Annotated in this window: 20 protein-coding genes; 13 read left to right on the top strand and 7 right to left on the bottom strand. The window is 59.9% G+C overall.

The window, feature by feature from the left end:
• Positions 1-153: 153 nt before the first annotated feature.
• Positions 154-1,530 carry a glutamine synthetase family protein gene (locus AC3IT6_RS27860; RefSeq protein ID WP_150716318.1) on the bottom strand — a complete coding sequence of 459 codons (1,377 nt, stop codon included), beginning with the start codon at positions 1,528-1,530 and terminating at the stop codon, positions 154-156.
• Positions 1,531-2,197: 667 nt separating this feature from the next.
• Between AC3IT6_RS27860 and AC3IT6_RS27855 the strand changes: the two genes are divergently transcribed.
• The 7 genes from AC3IT6_RS27855 (at position 2,198) to AC3IT6_RS27825 (ending at position 10,585) form a co-directional block, all read left to right on the top strand.
• Positions 2,198-3,556 (top strand): glutamine synthetase family protein, encoded by a 1,359-nt coding sequence (locus AC3IT6_RS27855; protein WP_489353765.1) that lies wholly within the window; start codon positions 2,198-2,200, stop codon positions 3,554-3,556.
• Positions 3,557-3,615: 59 nt separating this feature from the next.
• Positions 3,616-4,980, top strand: a complete 1,365-nt coding sequence (locus tag AC3IT6_RS27850; protein WP_489353764.1) for an aspartate aminotransferase family protein — start codon at positions 3,616-3,618, stop codon at positions 4,978-4,980.
• Positions 4,981-5,168: 188 nt separating this feature from the next.
• Positions 5,169-6,281, top strand: coding sequence for a polyamine ABC transporter substrate-binding protein (locus tag AC3IT6_RS27845; protein ID WP_008048745.1), 1,113 nt, complete (start codon positions 5,169-5,171; stop codon positions 6,279-6,281).
• A gap of 188 nt (positions 6,282-6,469) precedes the next feature.
• A complete protein-coding gene (locus AC3IT6_RS27840; RefSeq protein WP_317853300.1) occupies positions 6,470-7,567 on the top strand; it encodes a polyamine ABC transporter substrate-binding protein in 1,098 nt (365 codons plus the stop codon).
• A gap of 71 nt (positions 7,568-7,638) precedes the next feature.
• Positions 7,639-8,781: an ABC transporter ATP-binding protein gene (locus AC3IT6_RS27835; protein ID WP_095964263.1), complete on the top strand. Its 1,143-nt coding sequence runs from the start codon at positions 7,639-7,641 to the stop codon at positions 8,779-8,781.
• A 35-nt stretch (positions 8,782-8,816) separates the two neighbouring features.
• On the top strand, positions 8,817-9,698 hold the full coding sequence (locus tag AC3IT6_RS27830) for an ABC transporter permease subunit (RefSeq protein WP_191624904.1): 882 nt from the start codon (positions 8,817-8,819) through the stop codon (positions 9,696-9,698).
• Positions 9,695-10,585, top strand: coding sequence for an ABC transporter permease subunit (locus AC3IT6_RS27825; RefSeq protein WP_008048751.1), 891 nt, complete (start codon positions 9,695-9,697; stop codon positions 10,583-10,585). Before AC3IT6_RS27830 ends, AC3IT6_RS27825 begins: the two co-directional genes overlap by 4 nt.
• A 150-nt stretch (positions 10,586-10,735) precedes the next feature.
• Here AC3IT6_RS27825 and AC3IT6_RS27820 read toward each other — a convergent pair whose 3' ends face one another.
• The gene (locus AC3IT6_RS27820; RefSeq protein WP_489353763.1) at positions 10,736-11,377 is read right to left on the bottom strand and encodes an HD domain-containing protein; all 642 of its coding nucleotides are present in this window, start codon (positions 11,375-11,377) and stop codon (positions 10,736-10,738) included.
• A 290-nt stretch (positions 11,378-11,667) separates the two neighbouring features.
• Here AC3IT6_RS27820 and AC3IT6_RS27815 point away from each other — a divergent pair, with 290 nt between their 5' ends.
• Positions 11,668-12,633, top strand: coding sequence for a GlxA family transcriptional regulator (locus AC3IT6_RS27815; RefSeq protein WP_489353762.1), 966 nt, complete (start codon positions 11,668-11,670; stop codon positions 12,631-12,633).
• A 141-nt stretch (positions 12,634-12,774) separates the two neighbouring features.
• On the opposite strand, the gene AC3IT6_RS27810 is transcribed toward AC3IT6_RS27815, so the two are convergent.
• Both AC3IT6_RS27810 and AC3IT6_RS27805 read right to left on the bottom strand, forming a co-directional pair.
• Positions 12,775-15,174 carry a penicillin acylase family protein gene (locus tag AC3IT6_RS27810; RefSeq protein ID WP_489353761.1) on the bottom strand — a complete coding sequence of 800 codons (2,400 nt, stop codon included), beginning with the start codon at positions 15,172-15,174 and terminating at the stop codon, positions 12,775-12,777.
• Positions 15,175-15,277: 103 nt separating this feature from the next.
• Positions 15,278-15,859 carry a DUF6436 domain-containing protein gene (locus AC3IT6_RS27805; RefSeq protein WP_489353760.1) on the bottom strand — a complete coding sequence of 194 codons (582 nt, stop codon included), beginning with the start codon at positions 15,857-15,859 and terminating at the stop codon, positions 15,278-15,280.
• 96 nt (positions 15,860-15,955) lie between these two features.
• Here AC3IT6_RS27805 and bipL point away from each other — a divergent pair, with 96 nt between their 5' ends.
• Complete coding sequence (bipL, locus tag AC3IT6_RS27800) at positions 15,956-16,903, top strand: phospholipase BipL (RefSeq protein WP_489353759.1); 948 nt, start codon at positions 15,956-15,958, stop codon at positions 16,901-16,903.
• Positions 16,904-17,046: 143 nt separating this feature from the next.
• Here the strand turns inward: bipL and AC3IT6_RS27795 are convergent, their stop codons facing one another.
• Complete coding sequence (locus tag AC3IT6_RS27795; RefSeq protein ID WP_150757512.1) at positions 17,047-17,799, bottom strand: DUF2059 domain-containing protein; 753 nt, start codon at positions 17,797-17,799, stop codon at positions 17,047-17,049.
• Positions 17,800-17,907: 108 nt separating this feature from the next.
• On the opposite strand from AC3IT6_RS27795, the gene AC3IT6_RS27790 reads away from it, so the two are divergent.
• Complete coding sequence (locus AC3IT6_RS27790; RefSeq protein ID WP_150757513.1) at positions 17,908-18,540, top strand: 2OG-Fe(II) oxygenase; 633 nt, start codon at positions 17,908-17,910, stop codon at positions 18,538-18,540.
• Positions 18,541-18,542: 2 nt separating this feature from the next.
• Complete coding sequence (locus AC3IT6_RS27785) at positions 18,543-19,028, top strand: 2-thiouracil desulfurase family protein (RefSeq protein WP_489353758.1); 486 nt, start codon at positions 18,543-18,545, stop codon at positions 19,026-19,028.
• 123 nt (positions 19,029-19,151) lie between these two features.
• Here the strand turns inward: AC3IT6_RS27785 and AC3IT6_RS27780 are convergent, their stop codons facing one another.
• A complete protein-coding gene (locus AC3IT6_RS27780) occupies positions 19,152-19,736 on the bottom strand; it encodes a transporter substrate-binding domain-containing protein (protein ID WP_489353757.1) in 585 nt (194 codons plus the stop codon).
• A 135-nt stretch (positions 19,737-19,871) separates the two neighbouring features.
• On the opposite strand from AC3IT6_RS27780, the gene AC3IT6_RS27775 reads away from it, so the two are divergent.
• Positions 19,872-20,294: a DUF4399 domain-containing protein gene (locus AC3IT6_RS27775; RefSeq protein ID WP_489353756.1), complete on the top strand. Its 423-nt coding sequence runs from the start codon at positions 19,872-19,874 to the stop codon at positions 20,292-20,294.
• A 62-nt stretch (positions 20,295-20,356) separates the two neighbouring features.
• Here AC3IT6_RS27775 and serA read toward each other — a convergent pair whose 3' ends face one another.
• Positions 20,357-21,586, bottom strand: coding sequence for a phosphoglycerate dehydrogenase (gene serA / locus AC3IT6_RS27770; protein WP_489353755.1), 1,230 nt, complete (start codon positions 21,584-21,586; stop codon positions 20,357-20,359).
• A 204-nt stretch (positions 21,587-21,790) separates the two neighbouring features.
• Between serA and AC3IT6_RS27765 the strand changes: the two genes are divergently transcribed.
• The gene (locus AC3IT6_RS27765; protein WP_489353754.1) at positions 21,791-23,185 is read left to right on the top strand and encodes an FAD-binding oxidoreductase; all 1,395 of its coding nucleotides are present in this window, start codon (positions 21,791-21,793) and stop codon (positions 23,183-23,185) included.
• Positions 23,186-23,211: the final 26 nt, after the last annotated feature.

Here is a 23,211-nt window from a genome sequence, read left to right as displayed (position 1 = left end):
AGTCTCCTGCGGGGCAGCGGGCATTGTACGAGTCGGGTTGTGCGTTGTCTCGTTGGCCGCCATCGCGAGCTTGCTCGCGATCCGCCGCAGGCGGCCATAAAAAAACGCCGCAGGCTTTTACAGCCAGCGGCGTTTCTTTTTTACTGCAACCGATTAAACGGTATGCAGGTACCAGTTGTACTCGAGGTCGGAGATGGAGTGTTCGAACTCCTCCAGCTCGCTTTCTTTGCACGCCACGAAGATATCGATGTATTTCGGATCGATGTACTTGGCCATGACTTCGCTGTCGTCCAGCTCGCGCAGGGCATCGCGCAGGTTGTTCGGCAGGCTCTGCTCGTTCTGTTCGTAGCTGTTGCCTTCGACCGGATCGCCAGGCTCGATCTTGTTGACCAGGCCGTGGTGCACGCCTGCCAGGACCGAAGCCATCAGCAGGTACGGGTTGGCATCGGCGCCGGCTACACGATGCTCGATGCGCACGGCGTCGGAAGAACCGGTCGGTACGCGAATCGCCACGGTGCGGTTATCCAGGCCCCAGCACGGCGAGTTCGGCACGTAGAACTGTGCGCCGAAACGACGGTACGAGTTGACGTTCGGGCAGAGGAAAGCCATCTGCGCCGGTAGGGTCTCGAGCACACCGCCGATCGCGTGACGCAGTGCGGCGTTCTGCTCGGGATCCTCACTGGCAAAAATATTCTTGCCGTCTTTGTCGAGAATCGAGATGTGGACGTGCAGTCCATTACCCGCCTGGCCTGGGTAAGGCTTGGCCATGAAGGTGGTGTCCATTTCATGGTCGTAGGCGATGTTCTTGATCAAACGCTTGAGCAGGACCGCATAGTCGCAGGCTTTGATCGGGTCGGCCACGTGGTGCAGGTTCACTTCGAACTGCGCCGGGGCACTTTCCTTGACGATGGCGTCGGCCGGAATGCCTTGCTCTTTTGCACCTTCCAGAATGTCCTGGAGGCAGTCGACGTATTCGTCGAGGTCGTCGATCAGGTAGACCTGAGTCGAGTGCGGACGTTTGCCGGAAACCGGCGAGCGAGGTGGTTGCGGACGACCGTTCACGTTCTCCTGGTCGATCAGGTAGAACTCCAGTTCGAACGCGGCGCAGATGGTCAGGCCCATTTCGTCGAACTTGCGTACCACATTGGCCAGCACTTCACGCGGGTCGGCGAAGAATGGCTCGCCTTCGAGTTCGTGCATGGTCATCAACAGTTGCGCGGTCGGGCGCTTCTGCCATGGCTCGTTGCATAGGGTATCGGGGATTGGATAGCAGATTCGGTCAGCATCACCGATGTCCAGGCCCAGGCCGGTGCTTTCCACCGTCGAGCCATTGATATCCAGAGCAAATAAAGAGGCCGGCAGGTTGATGCCTTTCTCGTAAACCTTGTGGAGGCTGGTGCGTTCGATGCGCTTGCCGCGCACCACACCATTCATATCCGCAATCAGAAGGTCAACGTACAGAACCTCAGGATGTTCCTTAAGGAACGCGTTCGCTTCGTTAAGCTGAACGGCACGCGGGGGTACCGACATGATGCAACACCTTTGTTGTTAAAAATATCAATCATTGATCTTTTCAGATTCCAGTCAACCCGAACGGCATGCCGAAGTCAAGCGAGGCCTTTTTTGCCCTAAAAAAGCGCCCGTGTGGCTTTTTTGAGGCACTTTGGGGCGTTTTTATGCCTTTGGCCTCTATGGCGCCCGCAGGCTTGAGCGGGCCGTGTTGTATTTTTTACGGGGGTGTTGTGTAAAAAAATGAACAAGGCTAAGCTCGAATCAAACCCATAACAGCAATAATACCGGGGTGCTTCATGTCTCGCCTGCCGATAATCGGCGTCACCGACTGCTCAAGACAGGTCGGTCGGCATGTTTATCACAACAGTGATGACACGTCCGTCCGTTCCGTGGCCTCAGCGGTTCTGGTGATCCTCCCATCCGTGACGGTTCGACCGTCCCCGTCCGATATTCTGGACGGTTGCGATGGCACCCCCATTACGGTTACTCCATTCAATATAGAACCGATTCACAATAGCGGCCTGACCATCGTTCAGAGCACCGCTCGCGATTCTGCACGCCCGGCCTCCGCAGCCGTGTCGGCCAGCACGATAATCTGCCGCGCAAACGCTCTACAACGCGACGCCGATGCGTCAAACAACGCCTGACCTTAAAAAGGTCAGACAACTCAAGCCTAGAGGCATTTATGAGTAACAACCTCGACCAGCTCACCGATTGGTTGAAAGACCACAAGATCACAGAAGTCGAATGCATGATCGCCGACTTGACCGGGATTACCCGGGGCAAGATTTCGCCGACCAACAAATTCATCGCCGAAAAAGGCATGCGCCTGCCAGAAAGTGTGCTGTTGCAGACCGTGACCGGCGATTACGTCGAAGACGACATCTATTACGAACTGCTCGACCCGGCCGACATCGACATGATCTGCCGTCCCGACCAGAGCGCGGTGTACCTGGTGCCGTGGGCCATCGAGCCGACCGCCATCGTCATCCACGATACCTACGACAAGCAAGGCAACCCGATCGAGCTGTCGCCACGCAACGTGCTCAAGAAGGTCCTGAAACTCTATACCGACAAAGGCTGGCAGCCGATCGTGGCGCCAGAAATGGAGTTTTACCTGACCAAGCGCAGTGACGACCCGGACTACCCGCTGCAACCGCCAATCGGCCGCTCCGGTCGCCCGGAAACCGGTCGCCAGTCGTTCTCCATTGAAGCGGCGAACGAATTCGATCCGCTGTTCGAAGACGTCTACGACTGGTGCGAACTGCAGGACCTGGACCTCGATACGCTGATCCACGAGGACGGCACGGCGCAGATGGAAATCAACTTCCGTCACGGCGATGCCCTGTCCCTGGCCGACCAGATCCTGGTGTTCAAGCGCACCATGCGCGAAGCCGCGCTCAAGCACGACGTGGCCGCGACCTTCATGGCCAAGCCGATGACCGGCGAGCCGGGCAGTGCCATGCACTTGCACCAGAGCATCATCGACATCGAGACCGGCAAGAACATCTTCTCTAATGAAGACGGGACCATGAGCCAGTTGTTCCTGCACCACATCGGTGGCTTGCAGAAACTCATTCCCGAGCTGTTGCCGCTGTTCGCACCCAACGTCAACTCGTTCCGCCGCTTCCTGCCGGATACCTCGGCGCCGGTGAACGTGGAGTGGGGCGAAGAGAACCGCACCGTGGGCCTGCGGGTGCCGGATGCGGGGCCGCAAAACCGTCGGGTGGAAAACCGCCTGCCGGGCGCCGATGCCAACCCCTACCTGGCAATTGCCGCGAGCCTGCTCTGCGGTTACATCGGCATGGTCGAAGGCCTGAACCCGAGTGCACCGGTGGTGGGGCGTGGCTATGAACGCCGCAACCTGCGTCTGCCGCTGACCATCGAAGACGCGCTGGAGCGTATGGAACACAGTGCGACCATCGAGCGGTACCTGGGCAAAAATTTCATCACTGGCTACGTTGCGGTCAAGCGAGCCGAGCATGAAAACTTCAAGCGCGTGATCAGTTCGTGGGAAAGGGAATTCCTGCTCTTTGCCGTCTGATACGCCGGGCGCCACCGCTGTCTGGTGGCGCTTTCACCTGATTTTTTTAGGAGATTCGTATGACCAGCAACAATCCGCAAACCCGTGAATGGCAAATCCTGAGCAATGACCACCACCTGGCTCCGTTCAGCGACTTCAAGCAGCTGAAAGAGAAAGGCCCGCGGATCATTACCAACGCCAAGGGCGTTTACCTCTGGGACAGCGAAGGCAACAAGATCCTCGACGGTATGGCCGGCCTGTGGTGTGTTGCGATTGGTTATGGTCGCGATGAACTGGCCGATGCCGCCAGCAAACAGATGCGCGAACTGCCTTACTACAACCTGTTCTTCCAGACCGCGCACCCGCCGGTACTGGAGCTGGCCAAGGCCATCGCCGACATCGCGCCGCAAGGCATGAACCATGTGTTCTTCACCGGTTCCGGCTCCGAAGGCAACGACACCATGCTGCGTATGGTTCGCCACTACTGGGCGATCAAGGGCCAGCCGAAGAAGAAAGTCATCATCAGCCGCAAGAACGGCTATCACGGCTCCACCGTGGCCGGCGCGAGTCTGGGCGGCATGACCTACATGCACGAACAGGGTGATTTGCCGATCCCGGGCATCGTCCACATTGCCCAGCCGTACTGGTTCGCCGAAGGCGGCGACATGACCCCGGAAGAATTCGGTATCTGGGCGGCCAACCAGCTGGAAGAAAAGATTCTGGAAGTCGGCGTCGACAACGTCGGTGCCTTTATTGCCGAGCCGATCCAGGGCGCCGGTGGCGTGATCATTCCGCCAGAGACCTACTGGCCGCGCATCAAGGAAATCCTCGCCAAGTACGACATCCTGTTCGTGGCTGACGAAGTGATTTGCGGTTTCGGTCGTACCGGCGAGTGGTTCGGTGCCGATTTCTACGACCTCAAGCCAGACATGATGACCATCGCCAAGGGCCTGACCTCGGGCTACATCCCGATGGGCGGCCTGATCGTGCGTGATGAAGTGGTGGACGTGCTCAACGAGGGCGGCGACTTCAACCACGGCTTCACTTACTCCGGTCACCCGGTAGCTGCCGCAGTGGCGCTGGAAAACATCCGCATCATGCGCGACGAGAAGATTATCGAGCGCGTTCATGCCGAAACGGCACCGTATTTGCAAAAGCGTCTGCGGGAACTGAACGATCACCCGCTGGTGGGTGAAGTTCGTGGGGTGGGTCTGTTGGGGGCCATCGAACTGGTCCAGGACAAGGCCACGCGCAAGCGTTACGAGGGCAAGGGCGTCGGCATGATCTGCCGTCAGTTCTGCTTCGATAACGGCCTGATCATGCGCGCCGTCGGCGACACCATGATCATCGCTCCGCCACTGGTGATTACACCGGCGGAAATCGATGAGTTGGTGACCAAGGCTCGCAAGTGTCTTGACCTGACCCTGAGTGCATTGCAGGGCTAAGTGCTAGGCTCTGAGCGGAAGTCCAAAGTTCTGCAAATGAAGTAGGAACTTTCGCTCGGAACTGTCAGAAAGCGTGGCCGTTTCCTTGAAAGACCGATGTGGATCTTGCCAGACTAGCCGCGGTTCCAGCTGCCCGGGTTCGGTTGCTGAACAAGTGGTTCAAAAAAGAAAAATTTGGAGCATTACGCATGAAGGCACTAGGTAAAAAGCTCGCTGGCAAGACCCTCCTTGCCATGTCCGTGATGGGTTTGATGGCGGGCGCGGTTCAGGCCGATGACAAAGTACTGCACGTGTACAACTGGTCCGACTACATCGCACCGGACACCGTCAAGAAGTTTGAAGACGAGTCGGGCATCAAGGTTGTCTATGACGTCTTCGACAGCAACGAAACCCTGGAAGCCAAGTTGCTCGCAGGCAAGTCCGGTTACGACATCGTTGTACCGTCGAACAACTTCCTGGCCAAGCAGATCAAGGCTGGCGTCTACCAGAAGCTGGACAAGTCCAAGCTGCCTAACTGGAAGAACCTGAACACCGACCTGCTCAAGGCCGTTTCCGTGAGCGACCCGGGCAACGAGCACGCCTTCCCGTACATGTGGGGTTCGATCGGTATCGGCTTCAACCCCGAGAAGGTCAAGGCTGCGCTGGGTGCCGACGCGCCGACCAACTCCTGGGACCTGCTGTTCAAACCTGAAAACGCCGCGAAGTTGAAGTCGTGCGGTATCAGTTTCCTCGATTCGCCAACCGAGATGATTCCGGTGGCGTTGCACTACCTGGGCTATCCAACCGACAGCCAGGACAAGAAACAACTGGCCGAAGCCGAAGCGCTGTTCCTGAAAATCCGTCCTTCGGTAGGTTACTTCCACTCGTCCAAGTACATCTCCGACCTGGCCAACGGCAACATCTGCGTGGCCGTGGGTTACTCGGGTGACATTTACCAGGCCAAGTCCCGCGCGGAAGAAGCCGGTGACAAGGTGAAAGTCAGCTACAACATTCCCAAAGAAGGTGCCGGCAGCTTCTACGACATGGTCGCCATCCCTAAAGATGCCGAAAACGTCGAAGGCGCCTACAAGTTCATGACCTTCCTGCAGAAGCCGGAAATCATGGCTGAAATCACCAACGCCGTGCGTTTCCCGAACGGTAACGCGGCTGCAACTGCGTTGGTCGATAAAGACATCACCAGCGACCCGGGCGTTTACCCACCGGCGGACGTGCTGGCCAAGTTGTACGCGATTGCCGACTTGCCGGCCGCGACCCAGCGGATCATGACCCGCAGCTGGACCAAGATCAAATCCGGTAAATAAGCCGGTTTGATACAACAACCTGTTGTCGCCACCCGCGCGGTGGCGACAACAGGTGTAATTAAATGACAGAAAGTTTTGCTGGAACGGTTTTTCGAGGGTAAGTTGCGCGCCGGTTTTGTTGCCGGGCAACCACGGTTGTCATGTAGCGCGGGGCAACTTGGGCCCAACTAAATTCAGAGGACCTCCACTTGCCTATTTTTTCTTTGTTGCGCAATGCCATGCTGGTGGGCGCCGGATTGACGCTGGCTGTCAGTGTCCAGGCCGCCGGTACCGTGCATATTTATAACTGGTCGGACTACATCGGCGAGACCACCCTGGCCGATTTCCAGAAAGAGACCGGTATCAAGCCGGTTTATGACGTCTTCGATTCCAACGAAACCCTGGAAGGTAAATTGCTGGCCGGGCGTACCGGCTACGACGTGGTCGTGCCGTCGAACCACTTCCTCGGCAAACAGATCAAGGCCGGGGCATTCCAGAAACTCGACAAGTCGCAGCTGCCGAACTATTCGAACCTCGACCCGGTGCTGCTCAAGCGTCTGGAGCAGAACGATCCGGGCAACCTGTACGCCGTGCCGTACCTGTGGGGCACCAACGGCATCGGTTACAACGTCGACAAGGTCAAGGCTGTGCTGGGCGTCGATACGATTGATTCGTGGGGCGTGCTGTTCGAACCGGAGAACATCAAGAAGCTGCAAAGTTGCGGCGTAGCTTTTCTCGATTCGGCTGATGAAATGATGCCGACCGTGCTCAACTACATGGGCCTGAACGCTAACAGCACTGATCCCAAGGACTACGAAAAGGCTACCGCCAAGTTGCTTGCAGTGCGGCCTTACGTGACCTACTTCCACTCCTCCAAGTACATCGCGGATCTGGCCAACGGCGATATCTGCGTGGCGATCGGTTTCTCCGGCGACATCTTCCAGGCCAAGAACCGCGCCGAAGAAGCCAAGAAAGGCGTGAACATCGCCTACTCGATCCCGAAAGAGGGCGGCGCGCTCTGGTTCGACATGCTGGCGATTCCGAAGGACTCGGCCAACGTCAAGCAGGCCAACGCTTTCATCAACTATTTACTGAAGCCTGAGGTGATTGCCCAGGTCAGTGATTACGTCGGCTATGCCAACCCTAACCCGGGTTCGGACAAACTGATGGAACAGTCCATTCGCACCGACGAAGCGGTTTATCCACCGCAAGCGGTGCTCGACAAGACCTACGTGTCGGTCGAGTTACCACCGAACATTCAACGTTTGATGACCCGCAGCTGGACCAAGGTCAAGTCGGGTAAATAGCTTCAAGGCTCAAACTATCCAGGTTGGCTCACCTTGAGCGAACTGCACTCTTTTTTCTGGGAGTTTCGTAAATGGCAGTTGCCTCCGGCGCCTATAAGAAAGCCCTCGAGGGCGACCAGCAACCTAAACAGGTGCTGGTCAAAATCGACCGGGTCACGAAGAAGTTCGACGAGACGATTGCCGTGGACGATGTGTCCCTGGAAATCAAGAAAGGCGAGATCTTCGCCCTGCTCGGCGGTTCGGGATCGGGCAAATCCACTTTGCTGCGCATGCTCGCAGGTTTCGAACGGCCCACGGAGGGGCGCATTTTCCTCGATGGCGTAGACATCACTGACATGCCGCCCTACGAGCGGCCGATCAACATGATGTTCCAGTCCTACGCCCTGTTCCCGCACATGACCGTGGCGCAAAACATCGCCTTCGGCCTCAAGCAGGACAAGCTGCCGGCCGCTGAAGTCGATGCCCGCGTGGCCGACATGCTCAAGCTGGTGCAGATGAGCCAGTACGCCAAGCGCAAGCCGCATCAATTGTCCGGCGGCCAGCGTCAGCGTGTGGCCCTGGCCCGTTCCCTGGCCAAGCGTCCGAAGCTGTTGCTGCTCGACGAACCGATGGGCGCGCTGGACAAGAAGCTGCGTTCGCAAATGCAGCTGGAGCTGGTGGAGATCATCGAGCGCGTCGGCGTAACCTGCGTCATGGTGACCCACGACCAGGAAGAGGCCATGACCATGGCCGAGCGCATCGCGATCATGCACCTGGGCTGGATCGCCCAGATCGGCAGCCCGATCGACATTTACGAAACCCCGACCAGCCGCCTGGTCTGCGAATTCATCGGTAACGTGAACATCTTCGAAGGCGAAGTGATCGATGACGCCGAAGGCCACGCGATCATTACCTGCAAAGACCTGGATCGTCAGATCTACGTCGGCCACGGCATCAGCACTTCGGTGCAGGACAAGTCGGTCACTTACGCGATCCGTCCGGAAAAACTGCTGGTCACCGCCGACATGCCGACCTGCCAGTACAACTGGTCGAGCGGCAAGGTGCACGACATCGCTTACCTGGGCGGGCACTCGGTGTTCTACGTCGAACTGCCAAGCGGCAAGCTGGTGCAGTCGTTCGTGGCCAACGCCGAACGTCGCGGGCAGCGTCCGACCTGGGGTGATCAGGTCTACGTGTACTGGGAAGACGACAGCGGCGTGGTGCTCCGCTCATGAACATGCGCAAGTTCAAACGTCGACTCAATCGAATAATTCCCGGTGGCCGTCAGATGGTCATCGGGGTTCCCTTCATCTGGCTGTTCCTGTTCTTCATGCTGCCGTTCTTCATCGTACTGAAGATCAGCTTCGCCGAAGCGGACGTGGCCATTCCGCCCTACACCGAAATCTACAGCTACGCCGAGCAGAAGCTGCAGTTGCTGCTTAACCTGGGCAACTACGCGATGCTGGCCGGTGACGAGCTGTACATCGCCGCTTACCTCGGCTCGTTGAAGATGGCGCTTTTCAGCACCATCCTCTGCCTGCTGATCGGCTACCCGATGGCCTACGGCATCTCCGTTGCCCGCAAGGAAGTGCAGACGGTGCTGGTGCTGCTGATCATGATGCCGACCTGGACCGCGATCCTGATCCGCGTTTACGCGTGGATGGGCATCCTCAGCAACAACGGCCTGCTCAACGGTTTCCTGATGAGCATGGGCTTGATCGACGAACCCCTGCAGATCCTCAACACCAACCTGGCGGTCTACATCGGTGTGGTTTATTCCTACCTGCCATTCATGATCCTGCCGCTGTACGCCAACCTGGTGAAGCACGACCAGAGCCTCCTGGAAGCTGCGTCGGACCTGGGTTCGAGCACCTTCAACAGCTTCTGGAAAATCACCGTGCCGCTGTCGAAAAACGGCATCATCGCGGGCTGCATGCTGGTGTTCATCCCGGTGGTGGGCGAGTTCGTGATCCCGGAACTGCTCGGCGGTCCGGAAACCCTGATGATCGGTAAAGTGCTCTGGCAAGAGTTCTTCAACAACCGTGACTGGCCGGTGGCGTCTGCCCTGGCGGTGGTGATGCTGGCGATCCTGATTGTGCCGATCATCCTGTTCAACCGCAGTCAGGCCAAGGAAATGGAGGGTAAAGAATGAAGCGCTTCCGTTTCTCCAGCCTGATGCTGGTACTGGGTCTGTTGTTCATCTACCTGCCGATGCTGATTCTGGTCATCTACTCGTTCAACGCCTCCAAGCTGGTAACGGTGTGGGGCGGCTGGTCGATCAAGTGGTACGTCGGCCTGCTCGACAACAGCCAGTTGATGGGCTCGGTGGTGCGTTCGCTGGAAATCGCCTGTTACACGGCGGTGGCGGCGGTGGCACTGGGGACACTGGCGGCGTTCGTCCTGACGCGCATTACGCGCTTCAAGGGCCGTACCCTGTTCGGTGGCCTGGTGACTGCGCCACTGGTGATGCCTGAGGTGATCACCGGTCTGTCGCTGTTGCTGCTGTTCGTGGCCATGGCGCAGATGATCGGCTGGCCGCAGGAACGCGGCATCGTCACCATCTGGATCGCCCACACCACGTTCTGTGCGGCCTATGTGGCGGTGGTGGTGTCGGCGCGCTTGCGCGAGCTGGACCTGTCCATCGAAGAAGCGGCCATGGACCTCGGTGCACGGCCGTGGAAGGTGTTCTTCCTGATCACCATCCCGATGATCGCACCGTCGCTGGCGGCGGGCGGCATGATGTCCTTCGCGTTGTCCCTCGATGACCTGGTGCTGGCGAGTTTCGTGTCGGGCCCGGGTTCCACGACCCTGCCGATGGAAGTGTTCTCGGCGGTGCGTCTGGGCGTGAAACCCGAGATCAACGCCGTGGCCAGCCTGATCCTGCTGGCGGTGTCGATCGTGACCTTCATGGTCTGGTTCTTCAGCCGTCGTGCCGAAGAAAGCCGCAAGCGTGCGATCCAACAGGCGATCGAAGAAGCTGCAGCCGACTCGTGGAAGCAACCGGACGTGCGTCGCGCGCAGGCACCGGAAGCGGCTTGAGTCTGAACCAGGGGTGACCACAACAATGTGGTCACCCCGATTCAAAATGTGGGAGCGGGCTTGCTCGCGAAAGCGGTGTGTCAGTCAATTTTGATGTCGACTGACACGACCCCTTCGCGAGCAAGCCCGCTCCCACAGGTTCTTTGGCAGTCAGGAAATCCAAGGCGATTTGCGGATGACCTCGACGAAGTTCATCGGCTTGAACCCCGGCTCCTGATCCACCAGCACATCAGTCTTCACGTTGCCAAACGTGGTCTGCGGACGATGGCGCAAGCCGTCGGCAAACGCGCAGATGATGCACTTCTTGAAACCCTCGCCCCGTGGATGCGCATGCACCACCGCTTCGCGCTGCACGCTGGAAAACGCCGCGTAGTCCATGCCCAGCACGTCCATCTCGACGCCAGCCGTGACCAGTGCCACGGTAGGCCGCAAGTGCTGAGGCACGCCTGGCGTGGTGTGCAGGGCAATCGATAGCCAGACCTGTTCAATGTCGTCATCGCTCAGTCCGTAAGGCTTGAGGAACGCTGCTGCCGCGTTGGCGCCATCGACTTCGAAGCGTTCGTTGTCGCTGCGATGACCTTGCACCAGGCCCAGGTCATGGAACATCGCGCCGACGTACAGCAACTCCGGGTTGTAGGCCAGTTGCTTGCGCTCGCCGCTCAGCGCGCCGAACAGGAAGACCCGGCGCGAGTGGTGGTAGAGCAGGTCGGACTCGATGTCGCGGATGTATTCGGTGGTGGCCTTGGCCAGTGCGCTGTCGGGGATCTTGATGCCGGCGATGGTGGTGCTCATGGAGTTTTCCTCGTCGTGATGAGGGTTTCAGTCTGTTCCGGCCCCCGAAACCGGACAATCGATCCATGGCTGCGATCCCGGTCAATGAGCGTGCATATCGCGCCAACCTCGCTTGTTGGACCTGGATTGGCTAGGGTGCATGCAGACCCTGTAGGAGCGAGCTTGCTCGCGATGCACGTGAGGGCGCCGCGTACATCCAGGTAGCCCCCGTCATCGTTGACGTCCATCGCGAGCGGGCTCGCTCCTACAGGTGAGCATTGCAATCAGTGCCATCAGAGACGTTTTGAACCATGAGTAAAACCGTAGCCATCGTGGTGTTCGCCGGCGTCCAGTCGCTGGATGTCACCGGACCCATGGATGTGTTTTCCGAGGCCAATCGCTTCCTTGCCCCGGAGGATCGCTATCGTCTTGAGGTGATCGGCGTCGAGCGCGGGATGATGGCGTGCTCCAACGGTTTGGCACTCAATGCCCATCGGCATTTCGGCGAAGCGCTGGAGCCGTATGACCTGTTGCTGGTGGCTGGCGGGCCGCAGTTGCCGTTCATGGATTTCGGCAGGGCATTCGATGGCTGGTTGCGCGATGCCTGCGCCCGGGCCAAGCGCTTTGGTTCGATCTGCAACGGCGCGTTCATGCTCGCCCGGGCCGGATTGTTGGAGGGGCGCACGGTCACCACGCACTGGCAGGACGCATCGGATCTGGCGGCGCTGTGCCCCTCGTCCCGGGTGGAGGCGGATCGACTGTATGTTGAGGACGGCGAGTTGTTCACCTCGGCCGGGGTCACCGCGGGGATCGATCTGTCGTTGTATCTACTGGGTCGGGATCACGGTCCGGAAGTGGCGCTGAATGTCGCCAAGCGCCTGGTGGTTTTCACCCAGCGTTCGGGCGGGCAATCGCAATTCAGCCCGTTCCTCACGCCCCACGCCGAAGCGGATTCGGCGGTGGCGATGGTGCAGCATTACGTGCTGGCCAACCTGACGGGCGACCTGGCCATCGCCGACCTGGCCAATGCCGCCAACATGAGCGCGCGCAACTTCTCCCGGGTGTTTGCCAGGGAAGCGAAAATCACCCCGGCCGAGTTTGTCGAGCGCGCGCGGGTCGATGCGGCGAGGACGCTGCTGGAAAGCACCCGCGCGCCGCTCAAGACCGTGGCCTATCAATGCGGCTTTCGCGATGCCCAGCACATGCGCAGTGTGTTCAATCGTAGATTGGGGGTGACGCCGCAGCAGTTCAGGCTGAACTTTGCGGCGATGGTTTGAAGTTTTGTGTTGCTCTTCAGGGCCCCTTCGCGAGCAAGCCCGCTCCCACAAGGATCTTTGTTGAACACAAATGTTGTGAACACCAGAGAAACCTGTGGGAGCGGGCTTGCTCGCGAAGGGGCCAGCCCGGCCAGCAAAAATCTAAGGCGCAGCCCGCGCCGGCAACAGCTTCAGCGTACTGCGCGTATTAGCCGTGACTTCTTCGTCATTGAAATGCGCCTGGAAGTACATCCCCTCGATGTAGGCCTCGGCCTGATCATCATAGTGACTGTCGAACAGGACTCCGCTCTGGCCAACCGGGTTGACGGTCAGGCTGTGGGCCGGGTCGGCGAAGTCGATCAGGCGCCGGGTCGAGGGGCCGTAGGTGACGGGCCAGGGTGCCGGGCCAATTTTCGCCGAGAGGTTGTTCGGTACTTCATGGGTGCCGGGTGCGGCGAAGGGGCCGACATTGAAGAACAGGTCCAGCGGCTTTTGCTGCCCCAGCGGATGGCCATGGGTCAATGTGTGTGCGCTGCCCCACTGCCATTGCGAGGCGTCTGCGCCGAGGGTGCTCTTGAGGTGCGCGAGGCTGGCTAGCCAGGCGGCCTTCACCGTGTCGGCACGGGTTTCCTTGCCGAGGGTGCTGCGGTTGTCCCACCACGGTGAATCAGTGCTGGCGGCCAGGCGGGGGAGCGCGGCGTCGATCACCCGGGTCGAGAGCAGCGTTTCGAAGAAGTCGTTACCCAGCTCATCGCGCATCGTCGCGTCAGCCAGGTTGAACAGGAACTGGTTGAACAGCGTGGCGCTGGTCGAGTCGAGCGGGTAATCGCCTTGCCACTGGGCCAGTTGCTCCACCAGTTTGAGCTCGGCGGGATCGCTCACCACTTCGCGCAACACTGGCAACAGCGGTGCCAACAGGCGCGGGCCGTAGGCGGTGGTGGTGCCCAGTTGCAGTTTCTGGCTGTTTTCCAGGTCCCATTTGACCGCCTTGTCGCTGAGCTGGCGATTGAGCTGCTGGCCGCGATCGGCAAGGTTGTAGTAGCCGGGAATCTCCATGCCGGTCGGCGACACCGGCTGGAAGTTGGCCGAGACGATATAGCCCCGGGCCGGGTTTTCTTCCTGGGGGTTGGCCGTGAACGGGTAGAAGCCATCCTTGTCCGCCTCGGCGGTGCTGCCGTCGAGGATGAACCACGGGCGTACACCCGCCGGGCGTTTAGGCAATTGCGCCGCCGCCCACCAGCCGATGTCACCCTTGGCATTGGCCCAGACAACGTTCAGGCCCGGGGCCTGGATTTTTGCCGAGGCACTGCGGGCCTTGGCCAGGGTGTCGGCGCGATTGAGCTGGTAGAAGCCCTCCAGGATAGGGTTCTGGCTTTCGAGAAACGCCCACCACATGGCAATCGGCGTTTTGCCGGTGCCGCTGCCCAAGGCATCGTTGACGATCGGGCCGTGGGGCGATTGACGCAACACCAGGGTGAATGGCGCCTGGCCCTTGACCGCGATCTGCTGTTCGCTGGTCGTCATGTCCACCCACTTGCCGCGATACCAGACCTGATTGGGGTTGTCCGGGTTGACCTTCTCGGCGATCAGGTCGAGGTCGTCGTTCTGGAACATGGTGATGCTCCAGCCGAAGTCGCGGTTCATGCCCAGCGACGCAAACGGCATCAGGGCCTGATAGTGGCCGTAGAGTTCAAAGCCGGGCGCCGAGAGGTGCGCTTCGTACCACACCGACGGCGCGGAAAAACGGATATGCGGATCACCCGCCAGCAGCGGCTTGCCGCTTTGGGTCCGGCTGCCCGCGACGACCCAGGCGTTGCTGCCCTCGAACTGTGGCAGGCCGTTGTCAGCCAGGGCTTGTTCGCTCAGGCGGGCGAGGGCGTTGAGGTCTTTCCAGTCGGCGCTGGCCAAGGTGGTGCCGGTCCCGTTGAGCACGCCCTTGGACTGCCAGTCGAGATCGAAGATGTTCAGGTATTCGGGCCCCAGTTGATCGCGCACGAATGTCAGCAAGGGTTCGGTACGAAATGCCGCGGCAAAACTGTAGGCCATGTAGCCGGCGATACTGATGGTGTCCTGGGCCGTGAACGGGCGTTCTGGAATGCCCAGCACATCGAACTCCACGGGTTTGGCGTGGCTGTCCTGATACTGGTTGATGCCGTCCAGATAGGCTTGCATGGCGATGAAGGAGGGCGACTGCTTGTCGAGGTTCGCGAAGTAGGTTTCGGCGCGTTCGCGAATGCGCAGGCTGCGCATCAGTTTGTCGGTGTCGAGCAGTTTTGGCCCCAGCACTTCGGCCAGTTCGCCACGGGCCAGGCGACGCAGGACTTCCATCTGGAACAGGCGGTCCTGGGCATGCACATAGCCGAGGGCGCGGTACAGGTCGGTTTCATTGTCGGCGCGGATGTGCGGGACGCCGCGCTCGTCGTAGCGCACGGTGACGGAGCCTTGCAGGTGTTGCAGTTCCACCATGCCCTGGCGTGACGGCTGCTTGCTGTAGAGGTACCCGCCGGCCCCGGCGGCCAGCACGACGATCAACAGCACGAGAGCGGTCAGGCTGCGTTTCATGGAGACTCCTTGTTGTTATTGTGATTCCTGGCGTCACTGTGTAACACGGCGCGCCGATTTGGCGCATCGCCCGTAGGAGGGATTCGTATTGGCGGGTCTTTGCCTACTTCGCTGGATCGACAGGCCACGGGCAATAACACCCCACGGCCAGTGTGTGCGTGGCACTCACTGCACGGCCTTCATCGAGCGCTTGCAGGATCGGTTCGATAAAGCTGTTGCTGGAATTGCAGGTCAGGCCTTCGCTGTAGGGGCCGAAGTACGCCAGTTTGCCGCTGCGATCCCAGATCGCCACGGCCGGGCTGGCGGGGATCTGTTCGGATCCGGGCAGGATGTCGATGGTTTTCAGGCTGCTCAAGGTGCCCGGCAATTGGCCGTGGCTGCCGGTTTTTTGCACGGCATAGAATTCCACGCCATGGGGAACGTAGCGCTCGACCAGTTCGGTCAGGTGTTGTTGATTGCCGACATTGCACGGGCAGGCCGGGTCCCAGAAGTGCACCAGGCGGATGGCGCCAGGGCCGGCGAGGGATTCGGGGAGGCGCAGCGGATCGCCGGAAAACATCGCGGTGTGCTCGCTGAACGCCCGCAGGTAACGCCCCTGGAACCAGTCGTAGGCCGCCCACAATGCGCCGGCACACACCACGGCGAGCAGGCTGGCAAACAGGGTGGCGCGAAAGGGCGAGCGCATCGGTTCAATCCTCGAAGGGCGGCTAGCTTGCCATGCTTGCCGCGACAGATGAATATCGCAGGCCTATAAAGTCCGTTTCACGTTCTGGAATCGTCCATGCCGGCTACTTTCGACCCCGATCTTCTACGCGCCAGCCTGCTGCCACTGGCGGCCTGGCAGCCGTTGTCGGCGCAGGCGCAGGCTTACCAGCGATTCTACGGGCTGGATTTTGCGCAGCGTCAGGTGCGCAGTGGCCTTGGGCGATTCGAGGTCGACGGTTATGAGCTGGTGAGCCAGTTCTGGTGGCCTGAGCGAGCCAAGGCGACGCTGTTTGTCATCCACGGATTCTACGACCACACCGGGCTTTACCGGCATGTGATCGAGTGGGCGCTGGACCAGGGCTTTGCGGTGATTGCCTGCGACTTGCCGGGGCATGGTCTGTCCAGTGGCGAACGGGCGAGCATCAAGGATTTCGCTGAGTATCAGGACACGCTGCAAGGCTTGTTCAGCGAGGCGCAATCTCTCGACTTGCCGCAGCCGTGGCACCTGTGCGGGCAGAGTACAGGCGGGGCGATCGTGATCGATCATGTGTTGAATGCGGGGGTGAACAGCCCGGCGCAGGGTCAGGTGATTCTGCTGTCGCCGCTGGTGCGGCCGCGGGCGTGGGGTTGGTCGCAACTGAGTTACTACCTGCTCAAGCCTTTCGTCAAAGCCATCGCCCGGCGTTTCAGCGAGAACTCCAACGACCCGGCCTTTCTGCCGTTCCTGCAGGCCGATCCGCTGCAGCCGCTGCGCCTGCCGACAGCCTGGGTGGGCGCGTTGGCGCGCTGGATCAAACGCATCGAGGCCGCCCCCATGAGTACCCGTCGGCCGCTGATCGTGCAGGGGCAGGCCGATATGACGGTGGATTGGGAACACAACCTGGAGGTGTTGCGGGGCAAGTTTGATCGGCCGCAGGTGCTGATGCTGCCCGAGGCACGGCATCATCTGGCGAATGAGACGCTGGTGATGCGGCAGGAGTATTTCGGGTTTTTGACCAGGCGGATCAAGGGTCGCAATCCCTAGTGCCTGTTCCGGCCCCATCGCGAGCAAGCTCGCTCCCACAGGATGTGCGGTGATCACAAAATTGTGGGTTGACTCAAAACACTGTGGGAGCGAGCTTGCTCCGGGCGGCGTTCCGACGATAGCGATCTGTCAGGTGCCGAAGATCACTGGGTCAGGTTCGAATTGCTCTGCCCCACCGCTAACCCCGCCCGAATTGCCGCCAACGCCGCTTGATAATAAGCCTGGCCTTCCGCCGATTCGGCAAAGGTCGCGAACTCTTCCAGCTCGTTGTCCGACAGGTCGCGATAGACATACAGCAGCGTGTTGTTCAGGTCGCTGCCGATCTGGTCCATCAGGCGCTGGCGCTGGCCGTTGAGCATGCCCTGGGCCTGGCCGGCACCGAGCAACCCCGGGATCATCGAACTCAAGCTATCGGCGGCGACGCCAGCAATCGCCAGGCTGACTTCCGCGCCGGCCTCGCGTGCGGGCAGGGCTTGTGCCAAGTGGCCGATGATCAGCATGCGGCTGTCGCTGGCCTGCATCTTCGGCAGGCCCTTGGCGTTTTTCGCCAGTTGGTCGCGTCGGGTCGCCAGCAGCTCGGCGGCAACGATTTTCTTGCCCAGGGGCGACTGGAAAAACGTCAGCGCGGGTTTGGGGTCGGCGAGGTTCTTGCGCAATTGCGCTTCGGCGCGCTGGTCCACTGCTCGGGCGGAAAAACGCTGATTGCTGTTATTGACCAGTGTCTGAAACACCGCCGGAGGCAGGCTGCCCTGGTAGCGTTGCTGAGCGGCCGAGAGGGCGTCGTTGAAATGCGCGCGTTGTTCCGGCCAGCCGGCGACCTTGTACAACTGGTCGTGGCCGTCTGCCCAGGCGGGCAAAACGCAGAACATCAGCAGTGATAAAAGCAAACGGCGCATAGGGACTCCAGTCAGCAGGCGACTATTCTCCGTGCGGCATCCCTGCTTGTCGAGAATTCGTATCAACCCGCTGCGCGGCTCTGTCGGATTTTCGGACACAGGAATACTATGCGCGGCATGCAAATATCCTCTGATCACCCGCTGCTGTTACGAATCGTCGATGACCTGGCTGAGCACGGCTGGTCGCAGCAGAATATTTTCCTGCCTCTGGATCTGACCCGAGCGCTGGCGGGCGAGTGTCGCAAACGTGCTGCCGAAGGTGAGCTGGCTCCGGCCGCCGTAGGCCGTGGGCCGTCATCGGAGATCCGCGAAGGGATTCGTGGCGACCATATCCAGTGGATCGACCCCGGCCAGGCCGAGGCTTGCGACAGCTACCTGAGTTTGATGGACAGCCTGCGCGAGGCGATCAATCGCGGTCTGTTTCTCGGCCTGGAGGATTTCGAAAGCCATTTTGCGATGTACCCGCCCGGGGCGTTCTACCTGAAGCATGTCGACCGCTTTCGCGATGACGACCGGCGCATGGTTTCGGCGGTGGTTTACCTCAATGACGCCTGGCTTCCCGAACACGGCGGCCAGTTGCGCATGTACCTCGACAATGATCGCGTCCACGACGTGCAACCTATCGGCGGCTGCCTGGTGGTGTTTCTCTCCGGAGAGGTTCCTCACGAAGTCCTGCCCGCGACCCGCGATCGCCTGTCGCTGACCGGCTGGTTCCGCCGGCGCGGCAACGAGCCGTTCTGATCATGCGGAAAGTTCTCGTCAGCCGCTGCCTGTTGGGCCACCGGGTTCGTTACGACGGTGGGGCCAGCGGGCCGTTCGATCAGCTTCAGCAGTGGCTTGATGAGGGGCGGGTCGTGCCGTTGTGCCCGGAGGTCGCCGGTGGTTTGCCAACGCCACGGGCGGCGGCGGAAATTCCAGGCGGGCAGGGCGCGCAAGTCCTCGATGGCCAGGCGTTGGTGATCACCACCGAGGGCGAGGACGTCAGTGCGCAGTTTCTGTCGGGGGCTTATCAGGCACTGGAGCTGGTACAAAAGCACGGCATCCGCATCGCTGTCCTCAAGGCCAACAGCCCGTCCTGCGGCAATCTGCTGACCTATGACGGGACGTTCAGCGGAGTGAAGGTCAGTGGCGAGGGCGTGACGGCGGCGCTGCTCAAGCGCCATGGGGTGCAGGTGTTCAGTGAGCTGGAGCTGGCTGAAGCGGCTCAGGCATTGGCTGCGCAGGACTGACCAACACAACCCCCCCTGTGGGAGCGGGCTTGCTCGCGAATGCGCCGGGTCAGTCGATATTAATCTTGCCTGACACACCGTCTTCGCGAGCAAGCCCGCTCCCACAATGGATCTCAATCATCTTCAAGGCTTCGGCACTTCGCCCGAATCCGCCCCCAACCACTTCTGCTCCAGCGCTTGCAGTCGCCCGTCATCCTTGATCCGCTGCAAGGCGTTCTCCAGGCTGGCATGGAACGCCGGATTACCCTTCTGAAACGGAATAGCCAGGCTCACGACCGGGTTGGTTTTGGGCTTCTCTTCTGTCAGCGACTGCACAAGCAGAATGGAGCGCGGCTCTTCTTTCTGCGCGGTCAGTTGCGCGTTGGTTTGAATGTAGGGTTCGCTAAAGTCGAAACGATCCTGGAGATCCGGGGTCGCTGCTATGTGGTTGATGGCGATGTCGTATTTGCCGCTTTCGACACCGGTCAGCAGATCGCTGCCGTCGGTGACGACAAAGTCGGCCCGGACATCGAGTTCACTTGCCAGCAGTTGGCCCAGCTCGACTTCGAAACCGGTGAGTTTGTCGTCATCCTTGAAATTGAATGGGGGGGTGTTGGCTTCAACGGCAATGCGCAATTCGCCCCGGTCGTTGATGTCATCAATCAGTTCGGCGTGAGCCAAAGGGCTCAGAAGGGGTAGCAGGCAGATCAGGCCAGGCAGAAAGCGCATGGTCACTCCTTTGAATTTATTATCGCGACCCTCTGATTCAGGCTCGCTTTGCTATGGTTGTCGAGTGCCTTCGACAACGAATGGCCGTGAAGTTGTCATGGTCACGCGAATTTTACGGAAAAACTGGAGAAGAGAATGAAAACCTTTATGTCACGTGCTGCTTTGGCTGGCCTGTTGATGGGTGTTTCGGTGCTGGCCAGTGCAACGCCGGCTCCGAAAGGCGCCGAAGTGTCCATCGTGTCTCCCAAGGATGGCGCGACGGTTCCACAGACAGTCGTGGTCAAGTTCGCGGTCGAGAACATTGCCTTGGCACCGGCGGGCAATACCACCAAGAACACCGGTCATCACCACTTGCTGATCGACGTCGACGAACTGCCAGCCGCCGGTGCGCCGATTCCAAAAGATGCCAACCACCAGCATTTCGGCAACGCGCAGACCCAGGCTGAAGTAACGCTCACGCCGGGCGAACACACCTTGCAGCTGGAACTGGGCGATAGCAACCACATGCCGTTCGATCCGCCGATCGTTTCCGAGAAGATCACCGTCAACGTCAAGTAAGGTTGTTGAGTGAATGAAAAAGGGAGCCGGAAGGCTCCCTTTTTTTGTTGCTCAGATCGTGATCAGAACAACACACGGCTACGGATGGTGCCGTTGACGTGTTGCAGCTTCTCTTGCGCCAGGTCCGAGTACTCGGCGTCGACGTCGATCACCACGTAGCCGACTTTCTCGTTGGTCTGCAGGAACTGACCGGAGATGTTGATGCCGTTTTCGGCGAAGACCTTGTTGATCTCGCTGAGCACGCCCGGAATGTTTTCGTGGATGTGCAGCAGGCGGTGCTTGCCAGGGTGAGCCGGCAGGGCCACTTCCGGGAAGTTCACGGACGATACCGAAGTACCGTTGTCGCTGTACTTGACCAGCTTTTCCGCCACTTCCAGACCGATGTTGGCCTGGGCTTCAGCGGTGGAGCCACCGATGTGCGGGGTCAGGATCACGTTGTCCAGGCCACGCAGCGGGCTTTCGAACTCTTCGTCGTTGGAGCGTGGCTCCACCGGGAATACGTCGATGGCCGCGCCGATCAGGTGTTTGTCCTTGATCGCGTCCGCCAGGTGGTCCAGTTCGACCACGGTGCCGCGGGCGGCGTTGATCAGGATGCCGCCTTTCTTGATGGCGCGGATTTCCTTCTCGCCCATCATCCACTGGGTGGCGGCGGTTTCCGGTACGTGCAGCGAAACGATGTCGGACATCGCCAGCAGCTCGTGCAGGTTGCCTACCTGAGTGGCGTTACCCAGCGGCAGCTTGGTGATGGTGTCGTAGAAGTACACCTGCATCCCCAGGCCTTCCGCCAGGACCGACAGTTGAGTACCGATCGAGCCGTAGCCGACGATGCCCAGCTTCTTGCCGCGGATCTCGAAGGAGTTGGCCGCGCTCTTGATCCAGCCGCCACGGTGGCAGGAAGCGTTCTTCTCAGGGATGCCGCGCAGCAGCAGGATCGCTTCGGCCAGCACCAGCTCCGCTACGGAACGGGTGTTGGAGTACGGCGCGTTGAACACCGCGATGCCGCGTTCGCGGGCGGCGTCCAGGTCGACCTGGTTGGTGCCGATGCAGAAACACCCTACAGCCACGAGCTTCTTCGCGTGATCGAAGATCTCTTCGGTCAGTTGAGTGCGGGAGCGAATGCCGATGAAGTGAGCATCAGCGATCTTTTCCTTGAGCTGGGCTTCCGGCAGAGAACCAGTGAGGTTCTCGATGCTGGTGTAGCCCGCCGCCTTGAGGACGTCGACAGCCGATTGGTGGACGCCTTCGAGAAGAAGGAACTTGATCTTGCTCTTATCGAGAGAAGTCTTGCTCATCTGCGTAAACCTGTATCCCGGAGAAAAATGGCAGGAAATGGTCAACAGATGCTGACCCGGACGGCAACTAAACCGTCACCGCAGAACAGCCCTTGGGCACTATCCTGCGGGGTCGTTATGCTAGCATATGCACCCCGCTAAACACTCATTCCTGCGACGTGAAGCGTTCTCAGGATGACCATGAATTGTTCGAGAGTTCTGTCGATGACCAATCCTGCCCTGATTGAAGAGCTGAAGACCTTGGTTGAGCCTGGCAAGGTGCTGACCGATGCCGACTCCCTGAATGCTTACGGAAAGGATTGGACCAAGCATTTCGCCCCAGCCCCGACCGCCATCGTGTTCCCCAAGACCACCGAGCAAGTCCAGGCCATTGTCCTGTGGGCCAACAAACACAAGGTGGCGCTGGTGCCGTCCGGCGGTCGTACCGGTCTTTCCGCAGCAGCGGTGGCGGCCAATGGTGAAGTCGTGGTGTCCTTCGACTACATGAACCAGATCCTCGACGTGAACCTCACTGACCGCACAGCCGTTTGCCAGCCGGGCGTGGTCACCGAGCACCTGCAGAACGTCGCGCAAGAAAAGGGCCTGTGCTACCCGGTGGACTTCGCTTCGGCGGGTTCGAGCCAGATTGGCGGCAATATCGGCACCAATGCCGGCGGGATCAAGGTGATTCGCTACGGCATGACCCGTAACTGGGTCGCCGGCATGAAAGTGGTCACCGGCAAGGGCGACGTGCTGGAACTGAACCGCGACCTGATCAAGAACGCCACCGGCTATGACATGCGTCAGCTGTTCATCGGTGCCGAAGGCACCTTGGGGTTCGTGGTCGAAGCGACCATGCGCCTGGACCGCGCGCCGAAAAATCTCACCGCGATGGTTCTCGGCACCGCCGATTTCGACTCGATCATGCCAGTGCTGCACGCCTTCCAGAGCAAGCTTGACCTGACCGCCTTCGAATTCTTCTCCGACAAAGCCCTGGCCAAAGTCATGGCCCGTGGCGATGTACCGGCGCCGTTCGAAACCGATTGCCCGTTCTACGCGCTGCTGGAGTTCGAAGCGACCACCGAAGAAGTAGCCAACCATGCCCTGGAAACCTTCGAGCACTGCGTCGAGCAGGGCTGGGTGCTGGACGGCGTGATGAGCCAGAGCGAAACCCAGTTGCAGAACCTGTGGAAACTGCGCGAATACATCTCCGAAACCATTTCCCACTGGACGCCGTACAAGAACGACATCTCGGTCACCGTATCGAAAGTCCCGGCATTCCTGAAGGAAATCGACGCGATCGTCGGCGAACACTATCCGGACTTCGAAATTGTCTGGTTTGGCCACATCGGCGACGGCAACCTGCACTTGAACATCCTCAAGCCGGATGACCTGAGCAAGGATGAGTTCTTCGCCAAGTGCGCGACCGTCAACAAGTGGGTGTTCGAAACCGTCGAGAAGTACAACGGTTCGATCTCCGCCGAGCACGGCGTGGGCATGACCAAACGTGACTACCTGACCTACAGCCGTTCACCGGTCGAGATCGAGTACATGAAAGCGGTCAAAGCGGTGTTCGACCCGAACGGCATCATGAACCCGGGCAAGATTTTCGCTGTTTGATTTTCGAACTTTAAGAGCCAACGAAG

The sequence above is a fragment of the Pseudomonas sp. KH_017 genome, from assembly GCF_057840285.1.
This window is presented reverse-complemented; position numbering and strand designations above follow the sequence as displayed.

Excerpts from the sequence above, each read along its gene's own strand:
- AC3IT6_RS27765 (WP_489353754.1), top strand. The coding sequence starts at position 21,791 with ATGACCAATCCTGCCCTGATTGAAGAGCTGAAGACCTTGGTTGAGCCT.
- AC3IT6_RS27775 (WP_489353756.1), top strand. The coding sequence starts at position 19,872 with ATGAAAACCTTTATGTCACGTGCTGCTTTGGCTGGCCTGTTGATGGGT.
- AC3IT6_RS27855 (WP_489353765.1), top strand. The coding sequence starts at position 2,198 with ATGAGTAACAACCTCGACCAGCTCACCGATTGGTTGAAAGACCACAAG.
- AC3IT6_RS27815 (WP_489353762.1), top strand. The coding sequence starts at position 11,668 with ATGAGTAAAACCGTAGCCATCGTGGTGTTCGCCGGCGTCCAGTCGCTG.
- serA (WP_489353755.1), bottom strand. The coding sequence starts at position 21,586 with ATGAGCAAGACTTCTCTCGATAAGAGCAAGATCAAGTTCCTTCTTCTC.
- bipL (WP_489353759.1), top strand. The coding sequence starts at position 15,956 with ATGCCGGCTACTTTCGACCCCGATCTTCTACGCGCCAGCCTGCTGCCA.
- AC3IT6_RS27860 (WP_150716318.1), bottom strand. The coding sequence starts at position 1,530 with ATGTCGGTACCCCCGCGTGCCGTTCAGCTTAACGAAGCGAACGCGTTC.
- AC3IT6_RS27845 (WP_008048745.1), top strand. The coding sequence starts at position 5,169 with ATGAAGGCACTAGGTAAAAAGCTCGCTGGCAAGACCCTCCTTGCCATG.
- AC3IT6_RS27835 (WP_095964263.1), top strand. The coding sequence starts at position 7,639 with ATGGCAGTTGCCTCCGGCGCCTATAAGAAAGCCCTCGAGGGCGACCAG.
- AC3IT6_RS27810 (WP_489353761.1), bottom strand. The coding sequence starts at position 15,174 with ATGAAACGCAGCCTGACCGCTCTCGTGCTGTTGATCGTCGTGCTGGCC.
- AC3IT6_RS27805 (WP_489353760.1), bottom strand. The coding sequence starts at position 15,859 with ATGCGCTCGCCCTTTCGCGCCACCCTGTTTGCCAGCCTGCTCGCCGTG.
- AC3IT6_RS27795 (WP_150757512.1), bottom strand. The coding sequence starts at position 17,799 with ATGCGCCGTTTGCTTTTATCACTGCTGATGTTCTGCGTTTTGCCCGCC.
- AC3IT6_RS27780 (WP_489353757.1), bottom strand. The coding sequence starts at position 19,736 with ATGCGCTTTCTGCCTGGCCTGATCTGCCTGCTACCCCTTCTGAGCCCT.
- AC3IT6_RS27820 (WP_489353763.1), bottom strand. The coding sequence starts at position 11,377 with ATGAGCACCACCATCGCCGGCATCAAGATCCCCGACAGCGCACTGGCC.
- AC3IT6_RS27790 (WP_150757513.1), top strand. The coding sequence starts at position 17,908 with ATGCGCGGCATGCAAATATCCTCTGATCACCCGCTGCTGTTACGAATC.
- AC3IT6_RS27825 (WP_008048751.1), top strand. The coding sequence starts at position 9,695 with ATGAAGCGCTTCCGTTTCTCCAGCCTGATGCTGGTACTGGGTCTGTTG.
- AC3IT6_RS27850 (WP_489353764.1), top strand. The coding sequence starts at position 3,616 with ATGACCAGCAACAATCCGCAAACCCGTGAATGGCAAATCCTGAGCAAT.
- AC3IT6_RS27785 (WP_489353758.1), top strand. The coding sequence starts at position 18,543 with ATGCGGAAAGTTCTCGTCAGCCGCTGCCTGTTGGGCCACCGGGTTCGT.